Below are 26,053 nucleotides of genomic sequence, written 5' to 3' on the forward strand. Positions count from 1 at the left end.
AATGGCGTGGCTATTGCTTATCATTGCCGGGGTCGGGGAAGTGATTGGAGTTGCGGGTATTAATAAAGTTAATCAAGAGAAAAGCGTTTCAGCATTTATCACCTTGATTGGCGGTTTTGTCATGAGTTTTGTATTCCTGTCGATTGCGATGGAATCCTTGCCGATGAGTACGGCATATGCTGTCTGGACAGGCATGGGTACAGTTGGCAGTGCCCTTGTCGGCATGGTTGTTTACGGGGAGTCGAAGGATTGGCGCAGGATCTTGTTTATTAGCATGATTTTATCCGCAGCAGTAGGGTTGAAATTAATTTCTTAATCCATGTTTATCCTTTCGTGTTTTCGGCTACAGGTAATTAAGAAATTTGTAAAGGGGTGCCGATCATTAATGGAATTACATGAGGAGATCAGGAAACTTGAAAACGTAAGAAAAGACGGTACAAATAAAGTGTTTACCATGTACTTGAATACAGATCCATCAGATCCAGAGCAGCAAGGTGGCGAATGGAAAATCCACTTAAAGAACGGATTGCGCAATTTCGAACAATATTTGGCTGAAGATGATAATAAGGAAGAACTGAAAAATTTTCAGCTGGTTAAGCAAAAGGTAGAAAAATATGTACGGGGGAATGAACAAAACTTTCAAAAAGGAATGATACTGTTTGCGACTGCGGATGAGACAGTATGGTTTGCCATACGCGTTCAGATGCGATTGAAAACAGAATTTTATTGGGAAAATACACCGGTAACTGAACAATTCAAGCAATTATATGCGTCATTTCCTAAATCTGGTGTCATTCTTGTACAGCAGGATCAGGTTAAGGTGGTTGAAGCGGAGATTGGGGATATACTTGATACTGCCTATTATGAACTGGATATTGAAACCGACCATTGGCGGCAATTCACCGGTCCTCATAAAGCAGATGCATCAATGGGAAAAGGCGGTAAAAGCTTGAAACAAGATGAGTTTCAGGACCGCTATGAGGCCAATAAACAAAGATGGTATAAAAGCATCGCACCAAAGCTGGACAAGCGTGCCAAGGACAAAGGGTGGGAAGAAATTTATATTATTGGCGAATCCGATGCCTCTCAAGAAATAAGAGCACAAATGAATAAGCCAGTCGACAAGGTCATCCAGAAAAATATGCTGGAGCATGAAGAATCCAAGGTACTGGAGGAAGTGTTTGGATGAATTGAAAAAGGGATTTAAAAGTCAGTTTGGCTTTTAAATCCCTTTTGCTCAGTAGTTTATAAAAAGTTTTGGTTTAAATTAAAACCAAATAAACAGCTAACAATGATACTGCCAGCGAACCAGCAATATACCCTGCTGCCGTCCAATATTTTTTATCAAAAATCAGCTGCAATGTTTCGTTGCCAAATGTTGAAAAGGTTGTATAGGCTCCGCAAAACCCGACACCAAAAAGTGCCCACATCCATTCTGTAAGTAATCCATCTTGCTGATAATAGACTGCGATAGCCAAGAGAATCGATCCGGTAATATTGGCGATCCACGTACCAATTAAATGTTTATTCGCCTTTACTGAAATATAAAAACGGAGGATACTGCCGAAAAAACCGCCTATTGCTACGGAAAGAAAACTCATGACTGAACCTCTCTTTCCCTAGCGGACATAAAACCTAGATAGCAGTACCCTAATCCGCCAAAAATACTAACCAGCAGATAAACAAAAGCCAAAAAGATGTCTGTCTCCCACAATTCAATCGTTTCCACTGCAAAAGTCGAGAACGTGGTGAATGCCCCAATCATCCCGGTACCAAGTGCGGCAAATAATTCAGGAGACAGTTTTTTCTTTATGGCCTGCTTATTCAGTAAAAAGCTTAACAAATAACATCCGACCAAATTCGCGATCAATGTTGCATATGGAAAAATCCCGTTGGAAGCAAACAGGAGTGAGATACCGTAACGCGCCATAGCGCCGAACATACCACCGATACCAACAGCAAGATAAAGTTTGAAGGAATTTTGATTACTTACTTTCATGCTGTTTGGCATGCCGGACATATACCGTAAATTTCAAATTTATGACCCTCAATACTATAGTTTGTCAGCTCGTTCACTGCCTCTTCCATTGGGCAAACAGCAATTTCCTTCGTTCTGCCGCAATCCTTGCAAATAAAATGGTGATGATGGTGATTCGTACAGCTAATGCGGAAAAGTTTTTCCCCATTAAGTTCAGTCGTTTCCAGGATGCCAACCTCGTTAAATAGATGCAGGTTACGATAAACCGTATCAAAACTAATTCCTGGATAAGTTGGTTCCATAAATTGAATTAAATCCTTTGCCGTACGATAGCCGTCCGCCTTTGCAAAGAAAGTTATGATATCCTTTCTTTTTTTCGTCGTTTTATAGCCTTTTTCTTTTAAATTCTGAATCGCTTCTTGAAGTTTCATTTGAAATCCCTCTTCCTTTAAAAGTGAAATTAAACCGCTTCATCCCGATCGAGGCAAGTAAGATAATAATCGAAATCAGAACAATCGTACCTCCAGGTGGGATGCTGAAATAATAACCGGATATTAATCCAAGAATAACAGCTAGTTCGCCAAAGACAATCGATAGGATCATTGTTTGTTTAAAACCCCTGGCCAGTCGCATGCTGGCCGCCACCGGAAGTGTCATTAACGCGGATACGAGCAGTACACCGACAATTCGAATCGACGCTGCGATGACGAGTGCCGTTAAAACGATAAAAAGCAAATGAATGCGTTTGGCATGAATTCCTGCAACGGATGCATGTTCTTCATCAAACGATAAAGCAAATAATTCTTTATAAAATAAAAAGATTATCAGCACGACAAAAATGGATATTCCTAAAATTGTAAACAAGTCCTTCTGGCTGACCGCCGATACAGAACCAAATAAATAATTAAAAAGCTCGGTATTAAACCCGTTTGCTAAGGAAATAAAAATAACACTCAGTCCAACGCCACCAGATAAAATAATCGGGATAGCAATCTCCTGGTATGCTTTATAAACGCCACGTAGTTTCTCAATAAAAATGGAGCCGAGCACGGAAAATGCCATTCCCCCATATAAGGGGGTAATAATCGTTGTGGCAAGCTTCTTTTCCAGTAATAAACCAAATGCTATCCCGGCCAGCGTGACATGGGAAAGGGCATCGGCAATTAACGACAGGCGTCTGACAACAATAAATGTCCCGAGTAACGGAGCAATGATACCGATAAGTAAACCGGTTAAAAAAGTGTTTCGTAAAAAATCGTATTGCAAAATATCTGAAAGCATTGTGTCACCTCTATTATATATGATTGTGGGTAACAATGTTAACCGGATGCCCGTAAAACTGCGAAAAATCTTGTTCCGTTAATGACGCATATTTAGCAGGACTTCCGTGGAAATGCATTGTTTTATTCAGACACACGATATCGGTTGCATATTCGGTCATGATCCCGGTGTCATGCGTTACAAGCAGCAAGGTTATTCCCTTGTCCCGGTTTAATTGATAGAGTATCTCATAGAAACGTTTGACATTTTCCGCATCGACCCCAACGGTAGGCTCATCCAGGATAAGCAATTCAGGCTCGTTTACAAGAGCCCGGGCAATGAAAACGCGCTGTTGCTGTCCGCCTGATAGATTTCCTACATTTTGATGGGTGTAATCGCTCATGCCAACTTGATCAATTGCCTGCAGGATCTTTTCTTTATGATGTTTTTTGAAAAACTTTAAATAGCCAATTTTAGCGGTAAGCCCCATCGATACAACTTCATAAACCGTAGCTGGAAATCCTTTATTAAAGGCATTGGCTTTTTGAGAAACGAAACCGATTCGCTCCCAGTCATGAAATTTTTCGGTTGGCTGGTCAAAAAGCTCGATAGTACCCGAATCCGGTTTTAGTATTCCAAGAATTAATTTGATGAAGGTCGTTTTTCCGCCGCCGTTTGGACCGACCAGCCCCATAAACGCACCTGGTAGTAATGTGAAATTAATATGATCCAGTACCTCTTTTTTATCATATCTGTAGTGGATATTTTTCATGGTTATCACTGACTCGTTCATGGTTGTTTTCACCTTCCTTCGTCTATTGCCTTATCCAGCACTTCCAGGTTGTGCTTCATTAAGGATAAATAATCTTCTTCATTTTTTATGTCATCCTCAGTAAGGACGGATAAATTATGAATACGTAAAACCTTTGCACCTAGCTGATCTTGCATAATTGTTGATACACGATCGGAACTGTTTTGTTCAAAAAGAATATAGTGCAGTTTATATTCTTTCGCCTGATCAATAATGGAAGTTAACTCTTTTTGGGACGGCTCATCACTCGATGACAGCCCTTTGATCGCCACTTGTTCAATTCCATACCGTTCTTCCCAATATCCGTATGCAGCGTGCGTCACCAGTATTTTTTTATTTGCTTTCGCCTTAAGTGTTTCTTGATAGCTATTATCCAGATTAAGCAAATCTTCTTTTAGTGCATTGAAATTGTCTGTATAAAGTGTTTTTTTATCCGGATTTAACTCGATTAATTCTTGCTTGATTAAATCAGCCATATCGATCATTCGTAGTGGATCAAGCCAAATATGTGGGTTATGGTCACCATGGTGATGTCCGTCATCAGCATGATCCGCATCCTCATGGTGTTCTGCATCTGTATGAAAGAGCTCCTCATGTTTTCCCAACTCGACTAACTGGACACCCTCTGATTGCAGTGCGTCTGCTGCGCTTTCCGCAAAGCCTTCCATGCCAGCACCCAAATAAATAAATGCATCACCGGACGCGATCGATGTCATCGTTTTGGTTGTCGGTTCATAGGTGTGTGCATCAACACCAGGTGGGTAGACAGACTTGGCATCAACCGTGTCACCACCAATCCGTTCCACAGCATATTGAATCGGATAAATCGATGTATAAATGGTTAGTCCTTCTTTGTCACTATCCTTTGCCGCATTACACCCAGCAACGGTTAGTGCTAATAGTATAAATGTAATGATGATAACATTTCGCTTCAATCATATTCCTCCTTGTTATTTCCTAAATCATCATACAGTAATGATTACGATTTGTAAACTGTAATGATTACGTTTTTTAAAAACGTCGTAAAATGTTCATGATTATGCCACCAATGACTGTTCTGTATTCGATATTATTATCGTAGAAGAAAAGCGAAAGGGTGGCATTTTACTTTGAAAAAGTTTATGTTTCTGTTTTTAGTGTTATTGGTAGCGCTTGTGGCCTGTTCCAATGATAAGGCGATTTCGGAGCAGCAGGATCAAACATCCGGGGAATTACATGTTGATCAATCATTGGATGGACTTTCCTACAACATGGAAAAAGAAGCATGGTCCGAGACAATGGTCCAGTTTTTTGGCGAGGTTGATGATCCCCGTGTAAAAGGTGCGTATGAACTGGCAATCAATCATTCAGATGTACTGGATTATATGCCTTGTTATTGTGGCTGCTATGACAGCAATGGCCATGAAAGCAATACGGATTGTTTTGTTGATAAGTTTAATGGAAAAATTGCTGAACTTGATAGTATGGGCTTTAGCTGTGGTATTTGTATTGATATCGCTAAAACTGCTGTTGCGAAATATAAAGACGGTGAATCGCTAAAAGATATTCGAAAACTTATTGACGATACGTTTGGCGGTAATGGAATTGGTCCAACACCAACACCAATGCCAGCGGGTTGATGATAAATCCTGGAGCTGACACTTTTTAACACGTGTCAGCTATCGTCCATCCGGGTGGTTTGATGGAGGAATCGATCTTAAGGACATTGGCAGGGATAATCAGTCTATCTGCAGTGTATAACATCAACAGGAAACAGTGGAACATCGACAGTGAATTGTATAACATCAACAGGAAACAGCGGAACATCGGCAGTGAATTGCATAACATCAACAGGGAACAGCGGAACATCGGCAGTGAATTGTATAACATCAACAGGAAACAGCGGAACATCGACAGTGAATTGCATAACATCACCAGGAAACAGTGGAACATCGGCAGTGAAAGCGAAACATCAATAGTAATCTACGCGCAACAACAGCATGTTTTCCTAACATATCCACTACCACCCTGCAAATCATAATAAATCCTAAACTTTTTTATTCGTTTCCGTTGCGATATTTCTGAATATAATTTATACTGATTAATAGATGGATAGGGAACTATCTTTTATTTTTCGCAGTAAAATGAATGAGTGTTCATTCAAATAAGGATTGGGGGACAAATCATGACACGAACGATCAAGCGTGCTGCAGTATTAGGGTCTGGTGTAATGGGATCCGGAATTGCTGCTCACTTGGCTAACGTTGGGATACCGACGCTGATGCTCGATATTGTACCGAGGGAATTAACGAAGGATGAAGCGAAAAAAGGCTTAACACTGGAAGATCGTGTTGTTCGAAATCGAACGGCAGCCCAAAGCAAAAAGGCCCTATTAAAGCAGAAACCATCACCGATTACGACAAAGCAGAGCCTTGATTTAATCGAGGTTGGCAATATGGATGATGACATGGAAAAATTAGCTGATGTGGACTGGATTATTGAAGTTGTCGTAGAAAGATTGGATATTAAGAAACAGGTTTTTGCAAATGTCGATAAATATCGTAGACCCGGAACAGTTGTTAGCTCCAATACATCAGGAATTTCAGTAGAGGCAATGGCAGAAGATTGTTCCGAAGATTTTCGCAAACATTTTCTCGGTACCCACTTTTTCAACCCGCCTCGCTATTTGAAATTGCTTGAGGTTATACCGACGAAGGATACAGATCCGAAAGTACTGGCATTCATGAAAAAATTTGGCGAGAATGTACTTGGTAAGGGTGTAGTAGAAGCAAAGGATACACCAAACTTTATTGCCAACCGAATTGGTACATACGGACTTCTCGTCACTGTACAAAAAATGCTGGAGGGCGGATATAGTGTCGGTGAGGTTGATTCTGTTACCGGACCAATGATTGGCCGTCCGAAGAGTGCGACTTTCCGTACGCTGGATGTTGTTGGCCTTGATACATTTATTCACGTGGCCAAAAATGTTTATGATCAGGTTAAAGGTGCGGAAAAAGAAGTATTCGATGTACCGCAGTTTATTTTAAGCATGCAGGAAAAAGGCTGGCTCGGTGCTAAGAGCGGTCAAGGATTTTTCTGGAAGAAGAAAGACAAAAACGGCAGTACCATCTATGAATTAAATCCGGAAACACTAGAATACGAGGATCGGAAAAAACTAAAAACGGCTGCAACCGAAATGGCAAAACAGGAAAAAGGTTCGCATCGCAAATTGAAAGCGCTTGTATCGGCGAAAGGTGACAGAGCGGGTGATTTAGTCTGGTCTGTAATGAAACCGGCATTGATTTATTCAGCAGAGCTTACTGGTGAAATTGCCGATGATATTATTTCCATCGATCAGGCTATGAAATGGGGCTTCGGCTGGGAACTTGGACCATTTGAATCATGGGACGCGATTGGTGTCCGCAAATCAGTCGAGCGGATGCAACAAGAAGGAGAAACGGTTCCTGACTGGGTGCTGAAATTATTAAAAGATGGCAATGAATCCTTCTATAAAACAGAGAATGGCAATGTCTATTATTACGATCAAGGTGAATATAAACAGCAGCATTTCAATAAAAAAGAAATTAATTTAAAACGGGTTAAAGATGTTAATGGGGTCATTAAAAAGAATACGGGCGCTAGTTTAATAGATTTAGGGGACGGTGTAGCAGCTTTAGAATTCCATTCGCAAAGCAATGCCATTGGACTGGATATTATCCAAATGGTTAACTTTGCACTAGAAGAGGTTGCGAAAAATTATCAAGGACTTGTCATCGGCAACCAAGGCAAAAATTTCTGTGTGGGGGCAAACCTTGGCATGATGCTGATGGAGGCACAGGACGATAATTTCTTTGAGTTGGATATGGTTGTTCGTCAATTCCAAAACATGGCGCTGAACATTAAGTATTCCGAGAAACCGGTTGTGTCTGCACCATTTAATATGACACTTGGCGGCGGTGCAGAGGTTTCCTTACCGGCGGCTGCAATCCAGGCATCACCGGAAACGTACATGGGACTTGTGGAATTTGGCGTTGGTTTAATCCCAGGCGGTGGCGGTACTAAAGAGCTGTATTTAAAAGAGCTGCGCAACCTGCCGAAGGGTGTTGAGTTTGATCTGACAAAAGTAGCGATTGATGTATTTGAAAAAGTAGCTACCGCAAAAGTTTCCACATCGGCTGCCGAAGCACGGGAGAACGGCTTTTTAAATAACCAAGACGCCATCAGTGCAAATCCGGATCATCTGCTGCATGATGCAAAAGAAAAAGTACTTGCCTTAGCAAATGCTGGCTATCAGGCGCCAAAACGGGAAAAGGTACCGGTTGTCGGTGATCCTGGTTATGCGGCAATGCTGCTAGGAGCAAAGTCACTCCAACTAAGTGGTTATGCATCAGATCATGATGTAAAAATCGCGGAAAAACTCGCATATGTACTATCAGGTGGACGAATAAAAGAAGGTACATTAATTGACGAACAAGTCATGCTCGATTTAGAACGGGAAGCATTCCTAAGTTTAATCGGGGAGCCGAAAACCCAACAACGGATGCAGCACATGCTACTAAAAGGGAAGCCTTTACGTAATTAAAAAGAAGAGGGGGAAGAAATGTGAAGGAAGCAGTAATTGTTGCAGGTGCAAGAACCCCTGTAGGAAAAGCTAAGAAAGGGTCACTCGCCAATTCTCGACCAGATGATTTGGCAGCATTAACGATAAAAGAAACACTAAAACGTGCTGGGAATTACGACGGCAATATCGATGATGTCATTATTGGAACAGCGATGCCTGAAGCAGAACAGGGAATGAATGTGGCACGTAATATTGCCGGCCTTGCAGGATTGAGGAATACGGTTCCAGGAGTCACCATTAATCGCTACTGTTCATCAGGCTTGCAAAGTATTGCTTTTGCAGCGGAGCGTATTATGATCGGTGCTAGTGATACGATGATTGCCGGTGGAACGGAATCAATGAGTTTGATTCCAATGGGCGGTCACGTAATCAAGCCGAATAGCAAGCTTGTTCAGGATGCACCAGGCTACTACATGGGGATGGGGCATACCGCCGAAGAAGTAGCCAATCGTTTCAGTATTTCCCGCGAAGATCAGGATGCCTTTGCGGTTCAGAGTCACGAGCGTGCGGCTAAAGCTATCCAAGAAGGGAAATTCAAGGATGAAATCGTTCCGGTTGAAGTAACCGAGCGGGTAGTTGGCAAAAACAATCAGATTGAAGAGAAAAGCTTCATATTTGAAATGGATGAAGGTGTACGCAAAGGAACATCGATGGAAGTATTGGCAAAACTGCGCCCAGCATTTAATGTGAGAGGATCTGTCACAGCTGGTAATTCATCGCAAATGAGTGATGGTGCAGCATCCGTATTGTTAATGGAGCGGGATAAAGCTGAGGCGGAAGGACTTACACCACTTGTGAAATTCCGTTCCTTTGCTGTAGCAGGTGTGGAGCCGGAAATTATGGGCGTTGGTCCAGTTAAAGCGGTACCAAAGGCATTGAAAATTGCCGGACTTGAACTAGCGGACATTGGCTTGTTCGAATTGAACGAAGCATTTGCTTCCCAATCGGTTCGTGTTATCCAAGCATTAGAACTCGATCCGAATATTGTCAATGTAAACGGCGGCGCCATTGCACTTGGCCACCCACTTGGGATGACCGGTACGAAATTAACGTTAAGTCTGATTCATGAAATGAAGCGTCGCAACGTACAATATGGTGTTGTTACCATGTGTATTGGTGGCGGAATGGGTGCTGCTGGTGTATTTGAACTTGTTTAGTTAAACCTTATGGTCAAGGTGATGTTTTTAAGTGAATTGCTGAAGTTCACAGAGGAAATGCTGAGTTTACGGAGAAAGTACTGAACATCATCTAAAACGTGCTGAAGTTCAGGAGAAAATACTGAAGTTCATCTAAAAATGCTGAACATCACAGAAATGCTAAAACTCACAGAAGGGTGTTTGCCCTATTATTTCATAATGGAAAGGGACGTTAATCATGAGTGAAACGAAAGAAAAATTATTTAAAGGCGGAGCATTTTTAATAGAGGATTTAACCGGTGATGATGTGATTACCCCGGAGGATTTCACTGACGAACATAAAATGATTGCTAAAACAACGGAAGAGTTCGTCGCCGGTGAGGTGTTGCCAGTAGTAGACAAATTAGAAAACCACGAATTTGAATACTCGGTGGATCTGCTTAAAAAGGCCGGAGAACTTGGATTGTTAGGTGCTGATGTTCCGGAAGAATATGGCGGATTGGCATTAGATAAAATTAGTTCTTCCTTAATTACGGAAAAATTCTCCCGTGCTGGCGGATTTTCCGTAACACATGGGGCACATGTTGGCATCGGTTCATTGCCAATCGTATTTTTCGGCAACGATGAGCAAAAACAAAAGTATTTACCTAAGCTTGCGACTGGTGAACTTTTAGCGGCCTACGCATTAACAGAACCTTCATCAGGGTCTGATGCTCTAGGTGCAAAAACAACCGCCAAATTAAATGATGCTGGTACCCATTATATTTTAAATGGCGAAAAACAATGGATCACAAACTCGGCATTCGCAGATGTTTTCATTGTCTATGCCAAAATCGACGGCGAACATTTCTCTGCATTCATTGTAGAGCGTAAATTCCCTGGTGTATCAGTTGGTAATGAAGAAGACAAAATGGGAATTAAAAGCTCGTCAACCCGTACATTGATATTGGAAGATGCAGAAGTACCTGTTGAGAATCTGTTAGGGGAAAAAGGCAAAGGCCACAAAATTGCTTTTAATATTTTAAACGTCGGCCGTTATAAATTGGCAATCGGTGGTGTAGGCGGTTCAAAACGTGGAATCGAAGTGGCAACCAAGTATGTAAACGAACGTAAGCAATTTGGCAGATCCATTTCAAGCTTTAGCCTTACGCAGGAAAAATTGGCTACAATGGCAGCACGGACGTATGCAAATGAAAGTGCCGTTTACCGCACAGTCGGATTGTTCGAACAGCGGATGGGAGCTTTAACAGATAAGCAATTAAAAGATGGACGTGAAATAGCCAAAGCGATTGCCGAATACCAAATCGAGTGCTCGATGAATAAATACGCTGCTACGGAATGTCTCGATTATGTCACTGATGAAGCCGTACAGCTTCATGGCGGGTATGGTTTTATGGAAGAATATGAGGTTGCCCGTATGTACCGTGATTCACGGATCAACCGGATATTTGAAGGAACAAACGAAATCAATCGTTTAATCGTGCCTGGAACATTGCTGAAAAAAGCAATGAAAGGGGAATTGCCATTACTGCAAAAAGCACAAGGCCTGCAGGAAGAGCTCATGATGATGATGCCGGAAGAAGTCGGTGATGAAACGTTAGCACAAGAAAAACATCTCTTGAAAAATGCTAAGAAAATCGTTTTGCTTGGTGCCGGACTCGCAGCACAAAAGTATATGCAGAAGCTGGAGAATGAACAAGAAATCCTCGTAAACCTTGCCGATATGGTTAATGAAGTGTATAACATGGAATCTGCTATTCTTCGGACCGAAAAAGCTATTAACAAATCGGGTGAAGAAAAGAATAAACAAAAACTGCTTTATACACAAGTTTATGTTCAGGAAGCATTTAACCGAATTGAAGCGGATGCAAAAGAAACGCTGATCGCTGTTGAAGAAGGCGATACATTGCGTATGATGCTTTCGTCATTACGCAAACTTACACGCCACACACCAACAAATGTTATTGCGAAAAAACGCGAGATTGCGGCGGGTATTATTGAAGAAGAAAAATATTTTGTATAAAAAATCAAAGGCCCTAGTTACGTTGGTAACTAGGGCTTTTGTTAATTCTTAATATCGGGAATATTATTCATAATTTCTTCCATAGTGAAGGAAATACATGAGACGTTTGGAGAAGATACATTATCATTATGTTGAAAAACATTAAATATAGTATATTGTTCGTCTTGAAGCGTATATTGTTCTAACATTCCGCTTGCAGGTTCCACGATCCAGTATTCCGGGATTTTATACCGTGCGTAAGTTTTAAGTTTATCAATTTTATCACGCTTTAATGTCGAAGGTGACAGAATTTCGACAACAAGGTCTGGTGCACCTTCAATCCCGCGGTTACGTAAAATATCGATACGGCTTCTGTGTAATAGAACAAGATCTGGCTGACGAACCTCCTTGGAAGAGAGAATGACATCAACAGGTGCATATAAAATAAAATAATCCGATTCGCAGCTGTGTGTGATTATCTTTTGCATTTGATGACTAATCAATTGGTGGGTAACGGCTGGCGCAGGACTCATCAATTCTAATTGTCCATTTACCAGTTCATATCGGTTCCCGTCGTCGATTGAAGCGTAATCATCATATGTCAGATTGCTTTCTTTGATCATGTCATTATCTTTACTTGTTTTGCCACCGTATTTTTCTCCCATCCCGAACACCTTTCCCTTTATGGCGCTATTTTTTATAGTATATCATGGTTTTTTATTTGTTACTATGAAAATAGAATCGTCAACGTGTATTGCTTTCGATTTCAAACAGTACTTCTTTTCATCATTATACCATCGGTGAATAAAATTGGATTCTTAATCTGCAATTTCTTCGACCATTCCCATACAAATCTGCTATAATAGATGAAATTAATTACATGGGCAGGGGAGGGATGTAAAGTATATGGCGTTAACATTCTACTGGTATCCAAATTGCGGTACATGCAAAAAGGCGAAAAAATGGTTGGACGATCAAAACATCACCTATACGAGCATACATATTGTGGACAACCCGCCGACAAAAAACGAGTTGCTGGATTTGATCGAGAAAAGCGGTTTACCTGCTAAGAAATTTTTCAACACAAGTGGCAAGAAGTATCGGGAAGGGAATATTAAGGAAATAATTAAAGATGCCAGTACTGAAGAAATGGCGGAAATCCTGGCGTCAGATGGTATGCTGATCAAGCGGCCGATTGTTACAAATGGACAAAAGGTAACGGTTGGATTTAAAGAAGAAACCTTTGAAGAAGAATGGCTGTAAATGTAAGGTGAAATACTAGAAATAAACCGGGTTACCTAGTATAGTAAAATTGCTATGAATTAATGGAGGGATTTTAATGAGCTTACCAAAGGACTTATTATATTCAGAAGAACATGAATGGGTAAAACAAGAAGATGGCAAAGTACGAATCGGAATTACTGATTTTGCACAAGATGAGTTAGGCGATATTGTATTTGTTGAGCTGCCGGAAGAAGGAGACGAAATCGAAGCGGATGAGCCTTTTGGAAGTGTTGAATCTGTTAAGACTGTATCTGAACTGTATGCCCCAATCAGTGGTAAAGTCGTTGAAGTAAATGAAGAATTAGAGGACAGCCCTGAACTAGTAAACGAATCGCCATATGAGAAAGCATGGATGGTTGTGGTTGAGCCTTCTGATGAATCGGAAATAGACGAATTGTTATCTGCTGAAAAATACGAAGAGGTTATTCAGGAAGATTAATCAGATAAAATTAGAACGCATTCGAGGCTGACTTTGCACTCCAATTAAAAGGTGTAGAGTCAGCCTTATTCGCATCATATTATAGTTGTAAGCAGCTTTTTGCTTGATTTGGTAAGGAGTGCTGTGGGATCATGACACATGAATCAGACAAAGTCATTATTGTTGAGGGGTTAACCGATAAAAAGCAAATCAAAAAAGTAATCACGGAGGATGTTGAAATAATTTGTACGAATGGCACGCTCGGTGTGGAACGGTTTGATGAGCTTTTGTATACGTATGATTTGGATAATAAGGATGTCTTCATTTTAGTTGATGAGGATGAATCAGGGATAAAGCTGCGTAAACAATTAGCACGGGAGCTCCCCCATGCAGAGCATATTTACGTAAACAGTGAATATCGGGAAGTAGCAACGACGCCTGAACAAATCCTTGCAACCGTATTAGTAAGCAAACGAATCGCGGTCAATCCGATATTTTTGGTGTAGGGTGATAGTTTTGCAACAGATTACAGACGAAACATTGACTGGAGATCATTATTTACTATATATTTACACCCCGTTTTGCGGTACATGTGCATTGGCAAGATCGATGCTGGACAAAATTGAAGCGGTGCATCATGAGGACATTTTTTATGAAATGAATGCTGCACTGCATCCCGATTTTATGCAAGATAACAAAATCGAAAGTGTGCCATGTCTGCTGATAAAACAAGATGGGGAAATCAAAGAAAGCGTTTATGCGTTCCGTTCGATCGGGAACATTTACAGTTATTTGCTGAAATATAAACCGGAGTTGTTCGCTAATAATTCATAATTAGCGGACTATTACTTTTTGCATTGACACGTGTTTCGGTAAGTGCTAGTATTTTACTTATCATTTTTAAATTAAATACGACTTATCTCTTATCTTGAGCGGTGGAGGGACTGGCCCTATGAACCCGCGGCAACCTTCAGGTGTATTTGAAAGGTGCCAATTCCTGCAAAGTAATCCTTTGACAGATGAGGGGACGTGAGACTTTTTATAGATACGTCTTTCTGTTCTCTTGCAGAAAGGCGTTTTTGGTTTCAATGGGCATAATAAGAGATATGTAAGAGGTTTTGATAATGAAATCAGCAATTCGCCGATTTCTTCCAATCCGACCTCTGGCTTCCGACCTCTGAAAATGCAAGGCGGATGCCGAGTTATTGCTAAGGAGGATTATTCGTGATTTCAATTGAAGGATTAAGCAAAATTTTTACATCCAATAAAAAGCAAATCACTGCCGTTGATGACTTAACACTTGCAATTAAGGAAGGCGGGATTTTCGGTGTGATTGGCTACAGTGGTGCCGGTAAGAGTACGTTTGTCAGATTGCTTAACCGGTTAGAGGAGCCGTCTAGCGGACGGGTTATTATAGATGATCAAGACATTACGGCCATGAATTCTAATCAGCTCCGGCTGGCGAGACAGGAAATTGGGATGATTTTTCAGCATTTTAATTTGCTATGGTCGCGGACAGTAAAGGATAATATTGCGTTTCCTTTGGAAATTGCTGGAGTGCCAAAAGCGGAACGGGAGAGGCGGGTTCGGGAGCTGATCGATTTGGTTGGACTTTCTGAACGGGAAAATGCCTATCCGTCACAGCTGAGCGGCGGGCAAAAGCAGCGAGTCGGGATTGCCAGAGCACTTGCCAACAATCCAAAAGTGCTGCTTTGCGATGAGGCTACCTCAGCACTTGACCCGGAAACGACCAACGCGATTTTAGATTTGCTGGTGGATATTAATAAAAAGCTGGGCCTGACGATTATTTTAATTACCCATGAAATGCACGTTATTCGTAAAATTTGCCGGCAGGTTGCCGTAATGGAAAATGGAAAGATCGTTGAACAAGGTGACGTGCTGGATGTGTTTTTACGGCCAAAGCAGCAAGTGACGAAAAAATTTGTTGAGCAGGTAATGGGTACACAGGATGAGAATGAAGGAATACAGGACTTGATTAATGCCTATGATCATGGAAAGATTGTTCGCCTTCATTTTATCGGGGAAACGGCAAACCAGGCACTGATTAGTCAAGTGGCGAAGAAATATAAGGTTGATATTAACGTTTTACAGGGAAAAATTACCCAAACGCAAGCTGGCGCCTATGGAACGCTGTTTGTACAAATAGAAGGAGAAACAGAAGAAATGGACAAGGCAATCGGCTTTATCACCAAAACCTCGGTTGAAGTGGAGGTGATCCGTGATGTTAACTGATTTATTTCCCAATTTGGATGTTGAGGACCTTTGGGGAGCAATCTATGAAACGTTTTATATGACGATACTTTCACTCGTTGGAACGTTAATCTTGGGGATCCTGCTCGGTTTGCTATTATACCTGACTGCGAAGGGTGGGATTTGGCAAAATAAATTAATTAACCTTGTTGTCGCAGCAATCGTAAACATATTTCGAGCGATTCCGTTTATCATCTTGATTTTACTGTTATTTCCATTTACCGACTTTTTAATTGGTACGATTCGTGGCCCCAATGCTGCCTTACCAGCATTGATTATCGGATCAGCCCCATTTTATGGAAGGCTTGTGGAAATTGCTTTGAAGGAAGTGGATAAAGGTGTGGTGGAAGCGGCGAAAGCAATGGGTGCCAAAACACGAACGATTATTTTTCGGGTGTTACTTCCTGAATCCATGCCCGCATTGGTTTCAGGGCTGACCGTAACGGCGATTGCACTGATTGGTTATACAGCAATGGCTGGTGTCATTGGCGCTGGTGGTTTAGGGAATTATGCTTATTACTTTGGATTTCAGCGGCGTAATTTTGATATTGTCTTTATTTGTACCGTCGTTATTGTTTTAATCGTATTTATTTTTCAGTTTATTGGCGACTTTATTTCCAATAAATTAGATAAAAGATAAAAAGGGGAGTTCATCATGAAAAAGATTTTAGCATTTGTATCTATATCGTTGGTACTCGTAATAGCAGCATGTGGCGGGTCTGATGAAAGCAAAGGTGACGATGAAAATACAACCATTAAAGTTGGGGCAACCAGTGTGCCGCATGCAGAAATTTTGGAAGAAGCAAAACCACTTCTGAAAGAAAAAGGAATCACACTTGAAATTGAGGAATACCAGGATTATGTATTACCAAACGACGCCTTGGCAGATGGTGATCTTGATGCCAACTATTTTCAAACCACCCCATATTTGGAGCAAACAGTAAAGGATACGGGATATGATTTGGACTATATAGATGGCATCCACATTGAACCAATGGGGATTTACTCCAAAGATATTACCAGTCTGGATAATGTGAAAGATGGTACTGAAGTCATTTTAAGTAATTCCGTATCAGATCATCCCCGTGTATTAGCCTTGTTTGAAAAAGCTGGTCTGATCAAATTGGACGATAGTGTGAAAACGAACAAAGCGACATTTGATGATATTGTTGAAAATCCGAAGAACTTAACCTTTTCACCGGATTATGAGGCAGCAATTTTACCGGAACTGTATAATTCAGAGGAAAATACTCTCGTTGCCATCAACACAAACTATGCCATTCAGGCCGGTTTAGATCCAATGGACGACACGCTTATTTTGGAAGATGAAAAATCGCCATATGTGAATGTTGTTGCTGTTCAAGCGAAAGACAAAGATAATGAAGCGTTGAATACATTGGTAGACGTGCTGCATTCAAAAGAAATCCAGGACTTTATGTTGGATAAATATGACGGGGCAGTTGTTCCGGTCGGTGGAGAAAAGTAATTTATTGGGAATTTTGAGTATTTGGCAGTATCCAGGTGAAAAAAGATAAATATGATGAAGAAAAATGGCTATGTTCGGTTCAGCGGCTAATTTCCAATTCAATGCGTTAACTGACGTTTAAATCGGCTTTGCCACGGGAATCGTCCTTGTGATAATCTTAGGATTGTAAATAAAACGAAAGGATGATTCACTATCCACAGTGGAATAAGGATGAATTACACTCCCGAAATGGAGAAAGCAATGCAGCAGTCACACGGAATGGGCTATGCGGAATACGGGAGGAAACTTGACAAACGAATCGTTGTGGAAAAGAGAAGGCAACAAGAATACGAGCAATGCAAGCATATTGTCGCGGAAATCGATAGTCATTTTCATAAATAAGAACCAAAGGTGGAAGCGCCCGGTTAGCGACGTATGGACTGCGCCCTGCCATGCAGGGTGGTTCGGTGTTGCCGCGCAAAGCGGCGGTTTTAACCGAACATTCCTACCGTAGGAGATAAAGGAAACATGCCCCTGCAACAGGGGTAGACGTGAGTTGGACGCAAAGTCCGTTCTTAGTCGGCATTCCTTCTTACCCGAACCGATGTTGACTTATCGTACGGAGGCGGGTGTTGTCCACTAGTCGCTGGGCGCTGGAGCCGGACGTGGCCTACACTGTTGCGAACGGAATTGGGCCTTAGTTTATACATTTTCTTTTCTAATAGAAATTTAACGAATGAATGCTGGCAACTTTATATACAAGTTGCCAGCATTTTTTGGAATATGAGATTGGTGAATGGCCTTAGATTGCAAGTTGTGTAATTTCCTCGTTCATGGCCAAACTGCCTAACAGACAATGACGTTTCACTTTGTGTTAAACTATAACTATCCCAAGAAAAAACGTGATATTTATCAACCTAAAAGAGTTGAATATACATTCGAAATGATATAAGATTGTAATGAGAATAAATTGAGAATGGAAATTGCTCCATTTGAATACACACATAATAGTAATTGGAGGTATCGATATGGCAGGATCAACACTAGAAATCAAAAATCTTCATGTATCTATTGAAGGAAAAGAGATATTAAAAGGTGTAAACCTTACGATAAAGGGTGGAGAATTCCATGCGGTCATGGGGCCGAACGGAACAGGGAAATCCACCCTGGCATCAGCAATTATGGGTCATCCGAAATATGAAGTAACAGAAGGAAGTGTACTTTTGGACGGCCAGGATGTGTTGGAAATGGAAGTTGACGAACGTGCTCGTGCTGGTCTGTTCCTTGGCATGCAGTATCCAAGTGAAATCAGTGGTGTGACAACTTCTGACTTCTTGCGCTCCTCGATTAATGCTCGTCGTGAGGAAGGCGATGAAATTCCATTAATGAAATTTATTAAGGAAATGGATAATACACTGGATTACCTGGAAATTGATAAAAACATGGCACAACGCTATTTAAACGAAGGCTTTTCCGGTGGTGAGAAGAAGCGTAATGAAATTTTACAATTAATGATGATCAAACCAGAAATTGCCATCTTGGACGAAATCGATTCCGGGCTGGATATTGACGCACTGAAAGTTGTTTCCAAAGGGATCAATAAGTTACGTGATGAAAACTTTGGCTGCTTAATTATTACGCACTATCAACGCTTGCTGAATTATATTACTCCGGACGTTGTCCATGTCATGATGCAAGGACGTGTTGTTAAATCTGGCGGACCTGAGCTGGCACAACGGTTAGAAGCTGAAGGGTACGACTGGATTAAGGAAGAATTGGGTATTGAAGACGAAACTGTTGAGCAAAATGCGTAAAGGTTAGGAGGGGTAATATGACTGTTGAAACAAAGCTGCCATACGATCAAGGTTATACAATCAAGTTTTCACAAGACAGGAATGAACCAGAATGGATGCGGAATTTACGCCTTCAAGCTTTGGAACAAGCTGATGCTCTTCCAATGCCAGAACCGGATAAAACGAGAATAGGCAAGTGGAATTTCAGTAAGTTTAAACATACAGCAGAAGGCGCTACAATTTCTTCTCTAGAAGAGCTGCCGGCGGAAATTCAGGAATTTCTTGATAAAGAAAATAAAACTGAAAATCTGGTAATCCAGCGTAATCACACCGTTGCATATGCAGCACTGACAGATGATCTGAAGGAAAAAGGTGTTATTTTCACTGATATCTTCACTGCTTTAAACGAACATGAGGATTTAGTGAAACGTTATTATATGAAAGATGCGGTATCAATCGATGAACATCGTTTGACTGCACTTCATGCTGCGTTAATGAACGGTGGCGTTTTCGTGTACGTACCGAAAAATGTTCAATTGGATAAACCGTTGCAAGCTATTTTTTGGCAGGAAGATCCGGAAGTGGCGTTGTTCAATCATGTATTAGTTGTTGCGGATGATAACAGCTCATTGACATATGTGGAAAACTATATCTCCAGTAATCATGAAGAACAAAGCGTAGCCAATATAGTGACCGAAGTAATTGCCCAAAATAATGCCAAAATCTCATTTGGTGCTGTTGATAATTTTGCTGAAGGAACAACAACATATGTAAACCGTCGTGGTGTTGCCTATCGTGATGCATCAATTGATTGGGCATTAGGGCAAATGAATGACGGTAACTCGGTTTCAGAAAATGTTACGCATTTAGTTGGCGATAATTCCAATTCCAATGCAAAAGCTGTAACCGTAGGACGCGGCAGTCAAACACAAAATTTCACAACAAAGATTGTTCACTTTGGAAAAAATTCAGAAGGGTATATCCTTCAACATGGTGTTATGAAAGATAATGCAACGACTATTTTTAATGGGATCGGCAGAATTGAGCACGGGGCATCGAAATCAAATGCGGAACAGGAATCTCGTGTCCTGATGCTGAGTGAAAAAGCCCGTGGAGACGCAAATCCAATTCTATTGATTGAAGAAGATGATGTAATGGCGGGGCATGCGGCTTCGGTTGGTCGCGTTGATCCGATTCAAATGTACTATTTAATGAGCCGTGGGATTTCAAAATTTGAAGCGGAACGATTAATCATTCATGGCTTCCTGGAGCCAGTAGTTGGTCAGCTGCCGATTGCATCGGTTAAAGAACAACTGAAACAGGTTATTGAAAGGAAGGTTTACTAATGGATGTGCAAGCCATACGGCAACAGTTTCCTATTTTGAACCAGGAAGTGAACGGACATCCCTTAGTATATCTTGATTCATCGGCAACATCGCAAAAGCCGTTACCTGTTATCGAAGCACTTGATGCCTATTACCGGGAAGATAATTCAAATGTTCACCGCGGTGTTCATACTTTAGGTACAAGGGCCACAGAAAAGTATGAAGGTGCACGAGAAAAAGTACGTCGTTTTATTAATGCATCAAGTACAGCGGAAGTGATTTTTACTCGTGGGACAACAACATCGATTAATACAGTTGCATATAGTTATGCACGTAGTAATATGAAAAGCGGGGATGAAATTTTGATTACCCCGATGGAGCATCATAGTAATATTATTCCATGGCAGCAAGCCGCGAAGGCTACAGGTGCAACATTGAACTATTTACCATTACAACCAGATGGTACAATTGATCTCGATGATGTTCGTCAGGCCATTACCGATAGCACAAAACTGGTCGCAGTCGCGCATGTATCAAATGTGCTTGGAACGATTAATCCGGTCAAAGAAATTGCGCAAATTGCCCATCAGCACGGAGCCGTATTGCTTGTTGATGGTGCACAAGGCGCTCCACATATAAAAGTGGATGTACAGGACATGGATTGTGATTTCTACGCTTTTTCCGGCCATAAAATGTGTGGACCAACCGGTATTGGGGTATTATATGGGAAACGCGAACATCTGGAAGCAATGGAACCAGTTGAATTTGGCGGTGAGATGATCGATTTCGTAAACCTCTATGATTCAACCTGGAAAGAGCTCCCCTGGAAATTTGAAGGCGGTACCCCAATCATAGCAGGTGCGATTGGACTTGGTGCGGCAATTGACTTTTTAAATGAAGTTGGTATGGAGAATATTGCAGCTCACGAGCATAGACTGGCGGACTACGCGATGGAAAAGATGCGGACAATTGATGGTATTACGATTTATGGACCGGAAAAACGGGCAGCACTCGTAACGTTTAATCTGGATGATGTCCATCCGCATGATGCTTCGACGGCACTTGATGCGGAAGGGATTGCCGTAAGAGCTGGACACCATTGTGCACAGCCGCTGATGAAATGGTTGAATGTCACTGCTACCGCGAGAGCAAGCTTTTATTTATACAACACCGAGGAAGATATTGATCGTTTAGTTGATGGACTTTTGAAAACGAAGGAGTATTTTGGTGATGTCTTTTAGCAACCTTGATACACTATACCGAAAAGTAATTATGGATCATTATAAAAATCCGCGGAACAAGGGAACAGTCGACGGCAATGCACTAACCGTTGATATGAATAACCCAACATGCGGGGACCGTATCCAGCTTCAATTGCAAGTGAAGGATGGGATCGTTAAGGACGCTAAGTTTGATGGGGAAGGTTGCTCCATTAGTATGTCATCCGCATCGATGATGACACAAGCGATCAAAGGAAAGCCAATTCACGAGGCATTAAATATGTCAAAAATGTTCTCCGATATGATGCTTGGCGAGGACGTTGACACCGAAGAGGCTGATTTTGGTGATATCGAAGCATTGCAAGGTGTTTCGCAGTTTCCTGCACGGATTAAATGTGCAACCCTTGCTTGGAAGGCAATGGAAAAAGGAGTCCACGACATGCAGTAGGAAATACGGATTAGACATGGGTGACACTAAAAGGAGGTTTTTTTCATGGCTAAGAATATGCCAGAGATGGAAGAAGAGTACCAATATGGCTTTCGTGATAGAGACGTTTCAGTTTTCCGCTCTGGAAAAGGTCTGACACCTGAAGTGGTGAAGGAAATTTCCAGAATGAAGGAAGAACCGCAGTGGATGTTGGATTATCGTTTAAAAGCATTGGACCACTTTTATAAACGACCTATGCCACAATGGGGCGGCGATCTTTCAGAACTAGATTTTGATGAAATTGTTTACTATGTGAAGCCGTCCGAAAGACAAGGTAAAACGTGGGATGAAGTACCAGATGAAATCAAACAAACTTTTGATAAATTAGGTATACCGGAAGCAGAACAAAAATATTTAGCTGGTGTATCAGCACAATATGAGTCCGAAGTTGTTTATCATAGTCTAAAGGAAGATTTGGAAAAAATGGGTATTGTGTTTAAAGATACCGACACAGCGCTGAAGGAAAACGAAGAATTATTCAAACAGTACTTTGGTAAAGTGATTCCAGCTACAGACAACAAATTTGCCGCACTAAATTCAGCGGTATGGTCTGGCGGATCATTCATTTATGTGCCAAAAGGCGTGAAAGCAACGACACCATTACAGGCATATTTCCGGATTAACTCGGAAAATATGGGACAGTTTGAGCGGACACTGATCATTGTTGATGAGGGTGCATCTGTTCATTACGTGGAAGGTTGTACAGCTCCAGTTTATACAACGAATTCACTGCACAGTGCGGTTGTAGAGATCTTTGTTAAAAAAGATGCCTACTGCCGTTATACAACGATCCAAAACTGGGCAAATAACGTATATAATCTAGTAACAAAACGGGCAACGTGTGATGCTAATGCAACAATGGAATGGATTGACGGAAACATCGGATCGAAGCTGACGATGAAATATCCTGCCGTTCTATTAAAAGGGGAAGGTGCCCGTGGTAACACACTTTCGATTGCCCTTGCCGGCCGCGGTCAATGTCAGGATGCTGGTGCAAAAATGCATCATTTAGCACCAAATACGTCATCGACGATCGTTTCCAAATCGATCTCGAAACATGGTGGTAAAGTTAACTATCGCGGACTTGTTCACTTTGGCCGCAAAGCAGAAAATGCACGTGCCAACGTTGAGTGTGACACTTTAATCATGGATAACGAATCCACTTCCGATACCATTCCGTATAATGAAGTATATAATAACAATATTTCATTGGAGCATGAAGCGAAAGTATCAAAAGTGTCTGAAGAACAGCTATTCTATCTGATGAGTAGAGGTCTTAGCGAGGAAGAAGCAACTGAAATGATTGTAATGGGCTTTATCGAGCCATTTACAAAAGAACTGCCAATGGAATATGCTGTTGAAATGAACCGACTTATAAAAATGGAAATGGAAGGTAGTATTGGATAACCTTTGCCTCCAACGTTTTAAAAAAAAGTCCGTGGGTGGATTGCACCCACGGATAACCATATATTTGTTTTAATCCTGGATACTGCTGAATACAAGCTAATCGCGTCGACCTCATTTTTTTCTGTGACGTGAAGGTATATGTCAGCAGTTATTTTTATGTTTGCGTGCCTCATTGATTCGATACATATTTTATATTTGCTCCAGGCTCTAATAAATGTACTGCATGAATGACCTTGTGCATGTGGGAATAATACTGTGGCATACTCCTATAAAATATATTCTCCCACCACATTAGTTCATGGCCACCTCCAAATATTCCCGCCTAAATTTATACTTCTCGGATGCTTAATAGGTCCAATGTGGCTGCCGATGTTATTCTTGCCGGTTGGTTTAGGTATCGGGCAATCATAAGATGGATATTGCTGAAAATATATTTAACAAAAACAATCTAAATAAGCCGCCCCATTTATGGATATGTCAATCATTTAATTCCCTGAAAATGGTTTAATAAAGCAAATAATATAAGGAATACTAAAAGCCTAATAACTTTAAAAACATACAAGGAGGAATATTTCATGCCGGAGAAACCCGGGCTTACTTCTTCAGAACTTGGTACATTATGGCTTACTTACCAACAGAAAACAATGATTTTAAGGGTGTTAGAATATTTCATAGAAAAAGCTGATGACGAAAAAGCAAAAAATATAATGATTAGCTTATACGATGAAATTGACCCGTATGTAGAGAAAATAATGGTTATTTTCCAAAATGAGGGAGCTGTAATACCAGTCGGATTTACTTCCGAGGATGTCAACAAAGGTACCCCTAAACTATACGACAATGGTTTTGATATCATGTTCGTTCGCTTGATAAAGGAAATTAGCATGGCCCTGCATACACTAAATATAACCATGGCATCACGCGAGGATATTGTGATGATTTTTAAAGATCTCACTGCTATTACTCAAAAATATTACAATGCTTGTACACAATATTTGATTGAAAAAGGTATGCATGCTCGGCCTCCTTATGTCTCAATGCCTCAAAAGGTTGAGTTTATTTCAGATACCTCATATTTAAGAGGAGGACTTAATCCACTAACTAGAAAGCGAACAATGAATACAGTAGAAGTTGCAAATATGTTCCACGCGATTGAAACAAATGTTACTGGGTTACAAATGATTACTGGGTTTGCTCAATGTGCTAATACACCTGAAGTAAAAAAATATTTTACTAAAGGAGGCGAAATTGCCAAAAGCATAATCAAGGAACTTAACGAAGTCTTTCTCGAAGATGGTGTACAAGCACCTGCTGTATCGGGTGGCAATCCCACACGTTCAACAGTGGCTCCGTTCTCTGATAAATTGATGATGTATTGTACAAGCCTCTTTTGCAGCTTTGCAATAGGGGGAAACTCTTTGGGCACTGCCTTTAGTTTGCGGAATGATTTAGCGACCAAAACTATTGCTTTCATGAAAGATGTCTTCGAATATGCCCATGAGGGGGCGAAAATTATGATTAGGAACGGATGGATGGAACAACAGCCTCCTATTGAAGAGCGAGAAAAACTTATATAATATCTAGGCTCATTACCAAAATCTATGGTTGATGTAATCGGGCAACCCTTTGCATGTAAGCCCTGTTACATTCGATTCTTGCGATCAAATAGTCCCTGAAAAATTGCCCCAATGTATTTAAATAGGATTCTCACCAAATCAATGCTACTATTAAGGTAGACATACATAGATTCAGACATAGAGATAGAAGGGATTTTATTTGGTTTACATAATTTGCGTGTTTATTGGTTTGCTAACCGCATTTGTTGGAAGCTTAATTGGGTTGGGTGGCGGGGTCATTTTAATTCCATGCCTGTTATTTTTGTATCATTATACAGAAGGTTTTGCTTGGGCAACGCCGCAAACGATTGTTGGGATTTCCTTAATGGTGATGGTTGTTACGGCATTAGCTTCATCTATATCCTATTTTAAAAAAGGTCGTATCGATTATAAAACGGGCCTTTTATTTTTGGTTGGCAGCATTCCAGGTGGCATCGTTGGATCGTGGTTAAACCAATACATTGGTGCAGATAACTTCTCATTCTATTTTGGGTTATTAATGGTCGTATTGTCGTTACTGTTTCTGGTAAAACGAAAGCCGAAGTCTCCTGATAACCTGAGAAAGCATGTCCGTACATTTTGGGTGGACGGGCATGTTTATCATTATTCCGTTTCATTTTGGGCAGCATTTGTTTTATCCTTAATCGTCGGTATTTTGTCAGGGTTATTTGGCATTGGCGGGGGATCCATTATGGTTCCGGCCATGATCCTTTTGTTCGGTATTCCCGCCCATATTGCGACGGCGACATCCATGTTTATGATTTTCTTTATTAGTATCATTACAGTAAGTTCGCATATTTATTTGGGACATATTGCCTGGGATTATGTTTTTTACTTTATTCCAGGTGCGTGGATCGGCGGGGTTATTGGGGCTAAAACCAATCAGCTTCTTAAGGGAAATACACTGGAGTGGATATTGCGGATTTTACTTGTTATGATTGGAATTCGATTAATTGTTGAAGGTTTAACATGAGGAG

The 26,053-nt window shown here is 41.0% G+C and carries 29 protein-coding genes and 1 riboswitch; of the genes, 22 read left to right on the forward strand and 7 right to left on the reverse strand.

Going from position 1 to position 26,053, the window contains the following annotated elements:
- Position 1 precedes the first annotated feature (1 nt).
- Entirely contained in the window at positions 2 to 316 is a 315-nt protein-coding gene (locus CZ382_RS21110) for a DMT family transporter (protein ID WP_088053061.1), read from the forward strand.
- Positions 317 to 385: 69 nt separating this feature from the next.
- Positions 386 to 1,189: a VLRF1 family aeRF1-type release factor gene (locus CZ382_RS21115; protein WP_088053062.1), complete on the forward strand. Its 804-nt coding sequence runs from the start codon at positions 386 to 388 to the stop codon at positions 1,187 to 1,189.
- 73 nt (positions 1,190 to 1,262) lie between these two features.
- Here the strand turns inward: CZ382_RS21115 and CZ382_RS21120 are convergent, their stop codons facing one another.
- Genes CZ382_RS21120 through CZ382_RS21145 form a run of 6 tightly spaced genes read right to left on the reverse strand, consistent with a single transcriptional unit; the run spans position 1,263 to position 4,984 of the window.
- On the reverse strand, positions 1,263 to 1,601 hold the full coding sequence (locus CZ382_RS21120; protein ID WP_088053063.1) for a fluoride efflux transporter FluC: 339 nt from the start codon (positions 1,599 to 1,601) through the stop codon (positions 1,263 to 1,265).
- Entirely contained in the window at positions 1,598 to 1,999 is a 402-nt protein-coding gene (gene crcB / locus CZ382_RS21125) for a fluoride efflux transporter CrcB (protein ID WP_088053064.1), read from the reverse strand. Before crcB ends, CZ382_RS21120 begins: the two co-directional genes overlap by 4 nt.
- Positions 1,996 to 2,409 carry a Fur family transcriptional regulator gene (locus CZ382_RS21130; RefSeq protein ID WP_088053065.1) on the reverse strand — a complete coding sequence of 138 codons (414 nt, stop codon included), beginning with the start codon at positions 2,407 to 2,409 and terminating at the stop codon, positions 1,996 to 1,998. The genes crcB and CZ382_RS21130 overlap by 4 nt, the downstream gene beginning before the upstream one ends.
- Positions 2,363 to 3,259: a metal ABC transporter permease gene (locus tag CZ382_RS21135; RefSeq protein WP_088053066.1), complete on the reverse strand. Its 897-nt coding sequence runs from the start codon at positions 3,257 to 3,259 to the stop codon at positions 2,363 to 2,365. The genes CZ382_RS21130 and CZ382_RS21135 overlap by 47 nt, the downstream gene beginning before the upstream one ends.
- A 13-nt stretch (positions 3,260 to 3,272) precedes the next feature.
- Positions 3,273 to 4,031: a metal ABC transporter ATP-binding protein gene (locus CZ382_RS21140; RefSeq protein ID WP_088053067.1), complete on the reverse strand. Its 759-nt coding sequence runs from the start codon at positions 4,029 to 4,031 to the stop codon at positions 3,273 to 3,275.
- Positions 4,032 to 4,039: 8 nt separating this feature from the next.
- Positions 4,040 to 4,984, reverse strand: coding sequence for a metal ABC transporter solute-binding protein, Zn/Mn family (locus CZ382_RS21145; protein ID WP_088053068.1), 945 nt, complete (start codon positions 4,982 to 4,984; stop codon positions 4,040 to 4,042).
- 174 nt (positions 4,985 to 5,158) lie between these two features.
- Here CZ382_RS21145 and CZ382_RS21150 point away from each other — a divergent pair, with 174 nt between their 5' ends.
- The 5 genes from CZ382_RS21150 to CZ382_RS21170 all read left to right on the forward strand — a co-directional run bounded on the left by CZ382_RS21150 (position 5,159) and on the right by CZ382_RS21170 (position 11,811).
- Positions 5,159 to 5,668, forward strand: coding sequence for a PCYCGC domain-containing protein (locus CZ382_RS21150; protein WP_230856011.1), 510 nt, complete (start codon positions 5,159 to 5,161; stop codon positions 5,666 to 5,668).
- Between the two features lie 62 nt (positions 5,669 to 5,730).
- Entirely contained in the window at positions 5,731 to 6,069 is a 339-nt protein-coding gene (locus CZ382_RS21155) for a hypothetical protein (protein ID WP_088053069.1), read from the forward strand.
- 144 nt (positions 6,070 to 6,213) lie between these two features.
- Positions 6,214 to 8,613 carry a 3-hydroxyacyl-CoA dehydrogenase/enoyl-CoA hydratase family protein gene (locus CZ382_RS21160; protein ID WP_088053070.1) on the forward strand — a complete coding sequence of 800 codons (2,400 nt, stop codon included), beginning with the start codon at positions 6,214 to 6,216 and terminating at the stop codon, positions 8,611 to 8,613.
- A gap of 20 nt (positions 8,614 to 8,633) precedes the next feature.
- A complete protein-coding gene (locus CZ382_RS21165; protein WP_088053071.1) occupies positions 8,634 to 9,809 on the forward strand; it encodes an acetyl-CoA C-acetyltransferase in 1,176 nt (391 codons plus the stop codon).
- 217 nt (positions 9,810 to 10,026) lie between these two features.
- Positions 10,027 to 11,811 (forward strand): acyl-CoA dehydrogenase family protein, encoded by a 1,785-nt coding sequence (locus tag CZ382_RS21170; RefSeq protein WP_088053072.1) that lies wholly within the window; start codon positions 10,027 to 10,029, stop codon positions 11,809 to 11,811.
- 41 nt (positions 11,812 to 11,852) lie between these two features.
- On the opposite strand, the gene CZ382_RS21175 is transcribed toward CZ382_RS21170, so the two are convergent.
- The gene (locus CZ382_RS21175) at positions 11,853 to 12,455 is read right to left on the reverse strand and encodes a Uma2 family endonuclease (RefSeq protein WP_088053073.1); all 603 of its coding nucleotides are present in this window, start codon (positions 12,453 to 12,455) and stop codon (positions 11,853 to 11,855) included.
- Between the two features lie 241 nt (positions 12,456 to 12,696).
- Here CZ382_RS21175 and CZ382_RS21180 point away from each other — a divergent pair, with 241 nt between their 5' ends.
- The 15 genes from CZ382_RS21180 (at position 12,697) to CZ382_RS21245 (ending at position 26,049) form a co-directional block, all read left to right on the forward strand.
- Positions 12,697 to 13,053, forward strand: a complete 357-nt coding sequence (locus tag CZ382_RS21180; protein ID WP_088053074.1) for an arsenate reductase family protein — start codon at positions 12,697 to 12,699, stop codon at positions 13,051 to 13,053.
- A gap of 76 nt (positions 13,054 to 13,129) precedes the next feature.
- Positions 13,130 to 13,513: a glycine cleavage system protein GcvH gene (gcvH, locus tag CZ382_RS21185; protein WP_088053075.1), complete on the forward strand. Its 384-nt coding sequence runs from the start codon at positions 13,130 to 13,132 to the stop codon at positions 13,511 to 13,513.
- Positions 13,514 to 13,644: 131 nt separating this feature from the next.
- Positions 13,645 to 13,998, forward strand: a complete 354-nt coding sequence (locus tag CZ382_RS21190) for a toprim domain-containing protein (RefSeq protein ID WP_088053076.1) — start codon at positions 13,645 to 13,647, stop codon at positions 13,996 to 13,998.
- Between the two features lie 10 nt (positions 13,999 to 14,008).
- Entirely contained in the window at positions 14,009 to 14,326 is a 318-nt protein-coding gene (locus CZ382_RS21195) for a thioredoxin family protein (protein ID WP_088053077.1), read from the forward strand.
- Positions 14,327 to 14,412: 86 nt separating this feature from the next.
- Positions 14,413 to 14,518: riboswitch (SAM riboswitch) on the forward strand.
- A gap of 198 nt (positions 14,519 to 14,716) precedes the next feature.
- Positions 14,717 to 15,745 (forward strand): methionine ABC transporter ATP-binding protein, encoded by a 1,029-nt coding sequence (locus CZ382_RS21200; protein WP_088053078.1) that lies wholly within the window; start codon positions 14,717 to 14,719, stop codon positions 15,743 to 15,745.
- Positions 15,735 to 16,403 (forward strand): methionine ABC transporter permease, encoded by a 669-nt coding sequence (locus tag CZ382_RS21205; RefSeq protein WP_088053079.1) that lies wholly within the window; start codon positions 15,735 to 15,737, stop codon positions 16,401 to 16,403. Before CZ382_RS21200 ends, CZ382_RS21205 begins: the two co-directional genes overlap by 11 nt.
- A 15-nt stretch (positions 16,404 to 16,418) precedes the next feature.
- Positions 16,419 to 17,249: a MetQ/NlpA family ABC transporter substrate-binding protein gene (locus tag CZ382_RS21210; RefSeq protein ID WP_088053080.1), complete on the forward strand. Its 831-nt coding sequence runs from the start codon at positions 16,419 to 16,421 to the stop codon at positions 17,247 to 17,249.
- A 240-nt stretch (positions 17,250 to 17,489) separates the two neighbouring features.
- Positions 17,490 to 17,630, forward strand: a complete 141-nt coding sequence (locus tag CZ382_RS24040) for a hypothetical protein (RefSeq protein ID WP_196406299.1) — start codon at positions 17,490 to 17,492, stop codon at positions 17,628 to 17,630.
- 626 nt (positions 17,631 to 18,256) lie between these two features.
- Positions 18,257 to 19,042 (forward strand): Fe-S cluster assembly ATPase SufC, encoded by a 786-nt coding sequence (gene sufC / locus CZ382_RS21215; protein ID WP_088053081.1) that lies wholly within the window; start codon positions 18,257 to 18,259, stop codon positions 19,040 to 19,042.
- Between the two features lie 17 nt (positions 19,043 to 19,059).
- Complete coding sequence (gene sufD / locus CZ382_RS21220; protein WP_088053082.1) at positions 19,060 to 20,367, forward strand: Fe-S cluster assembly protein SufD; 1,308 nt, start codon at positions 19,060 to 19,062, stop codon at positions 20,365 to 20,367.
- Entirely contained in the window at positions 20,367 to 21,587 is a 1,221-nt protein-coding gene (locus CZ382_RS21225; RefSeq protein WP_088053083.1) for a cysteine desulfurase, read from the forward strand. The genes sufD and CZ382_RS21225 overlap by 1 nt, the downstream gene beginning before the upstream one ends.
- Positions 21,577 to 22,014 carry a Fe-S cluster assembly sulfur transfer protein SufU gene (gene sufU / locus CZ382_RS21230; RefSeq protein ID WP_088053084.1) on the forward strand — a complete coding sequence of 146 codons (438 nt, stop codon included), beginning with the start codon at positions 21,577 to 21,579 and terminating at the stop codon, positions 22,012 to 22,014. The genes CZ382_RS21225 and sufU overlap by 11 nt, the downstream gene beginning before the upstream one ends.
- A 45-nt stretch (positions 22,015 to 22,059) precedes the next feature.
- On the forward strand, positions 22,060 to 23,460 hold the full coding sequence (sufB, locus tag CZ382_RS21235) for a Fe-S cluster assembly protein SufB (protein WP_088053085.1): 1,401 nt from the start codon (positions 22,060 to 22,062) through the stop codon (positions 23,458 to 23,460).
- Between the two features lie 575 nt (positions 23,461 to 24,035).
- Positions 24,036 to 25,037: a DUF3231 family protein gene (locus CZ382_RS21240; protein WP_088053086.1), complete on the forward strand. Its 1,002-nt coding sequence runs from the start codon at positions 24,036 to 24,038 to the stop codon at positions 25,035 to 25,037.
- A gap of 199 nt (positions 25,038 to 25,236) precedes the next feature.
- A complete protein-coding gene (locus CZ382_RS21245) occupies positions 25,237 to 26,049 on the forward strand; it encodes a sulfite exporter TauE/SafE family protein (RefSeq protein WP_088053087.1) in 813 nt (270 codons plus the stop codon).
- Positions 26,050 to 26,053: the final 4 nt, after the last annotated feature.

The organism is Virgibacillus dakarensis (genome assembly GCF_900155625.1).
GTDB classification, from domain to species: domain Bacteria; phylum Bacillota; class Bacilli; order Bacillales; family Amphibacillaceae; genus Lentibacillus_C; species Lentibacillus_C populi.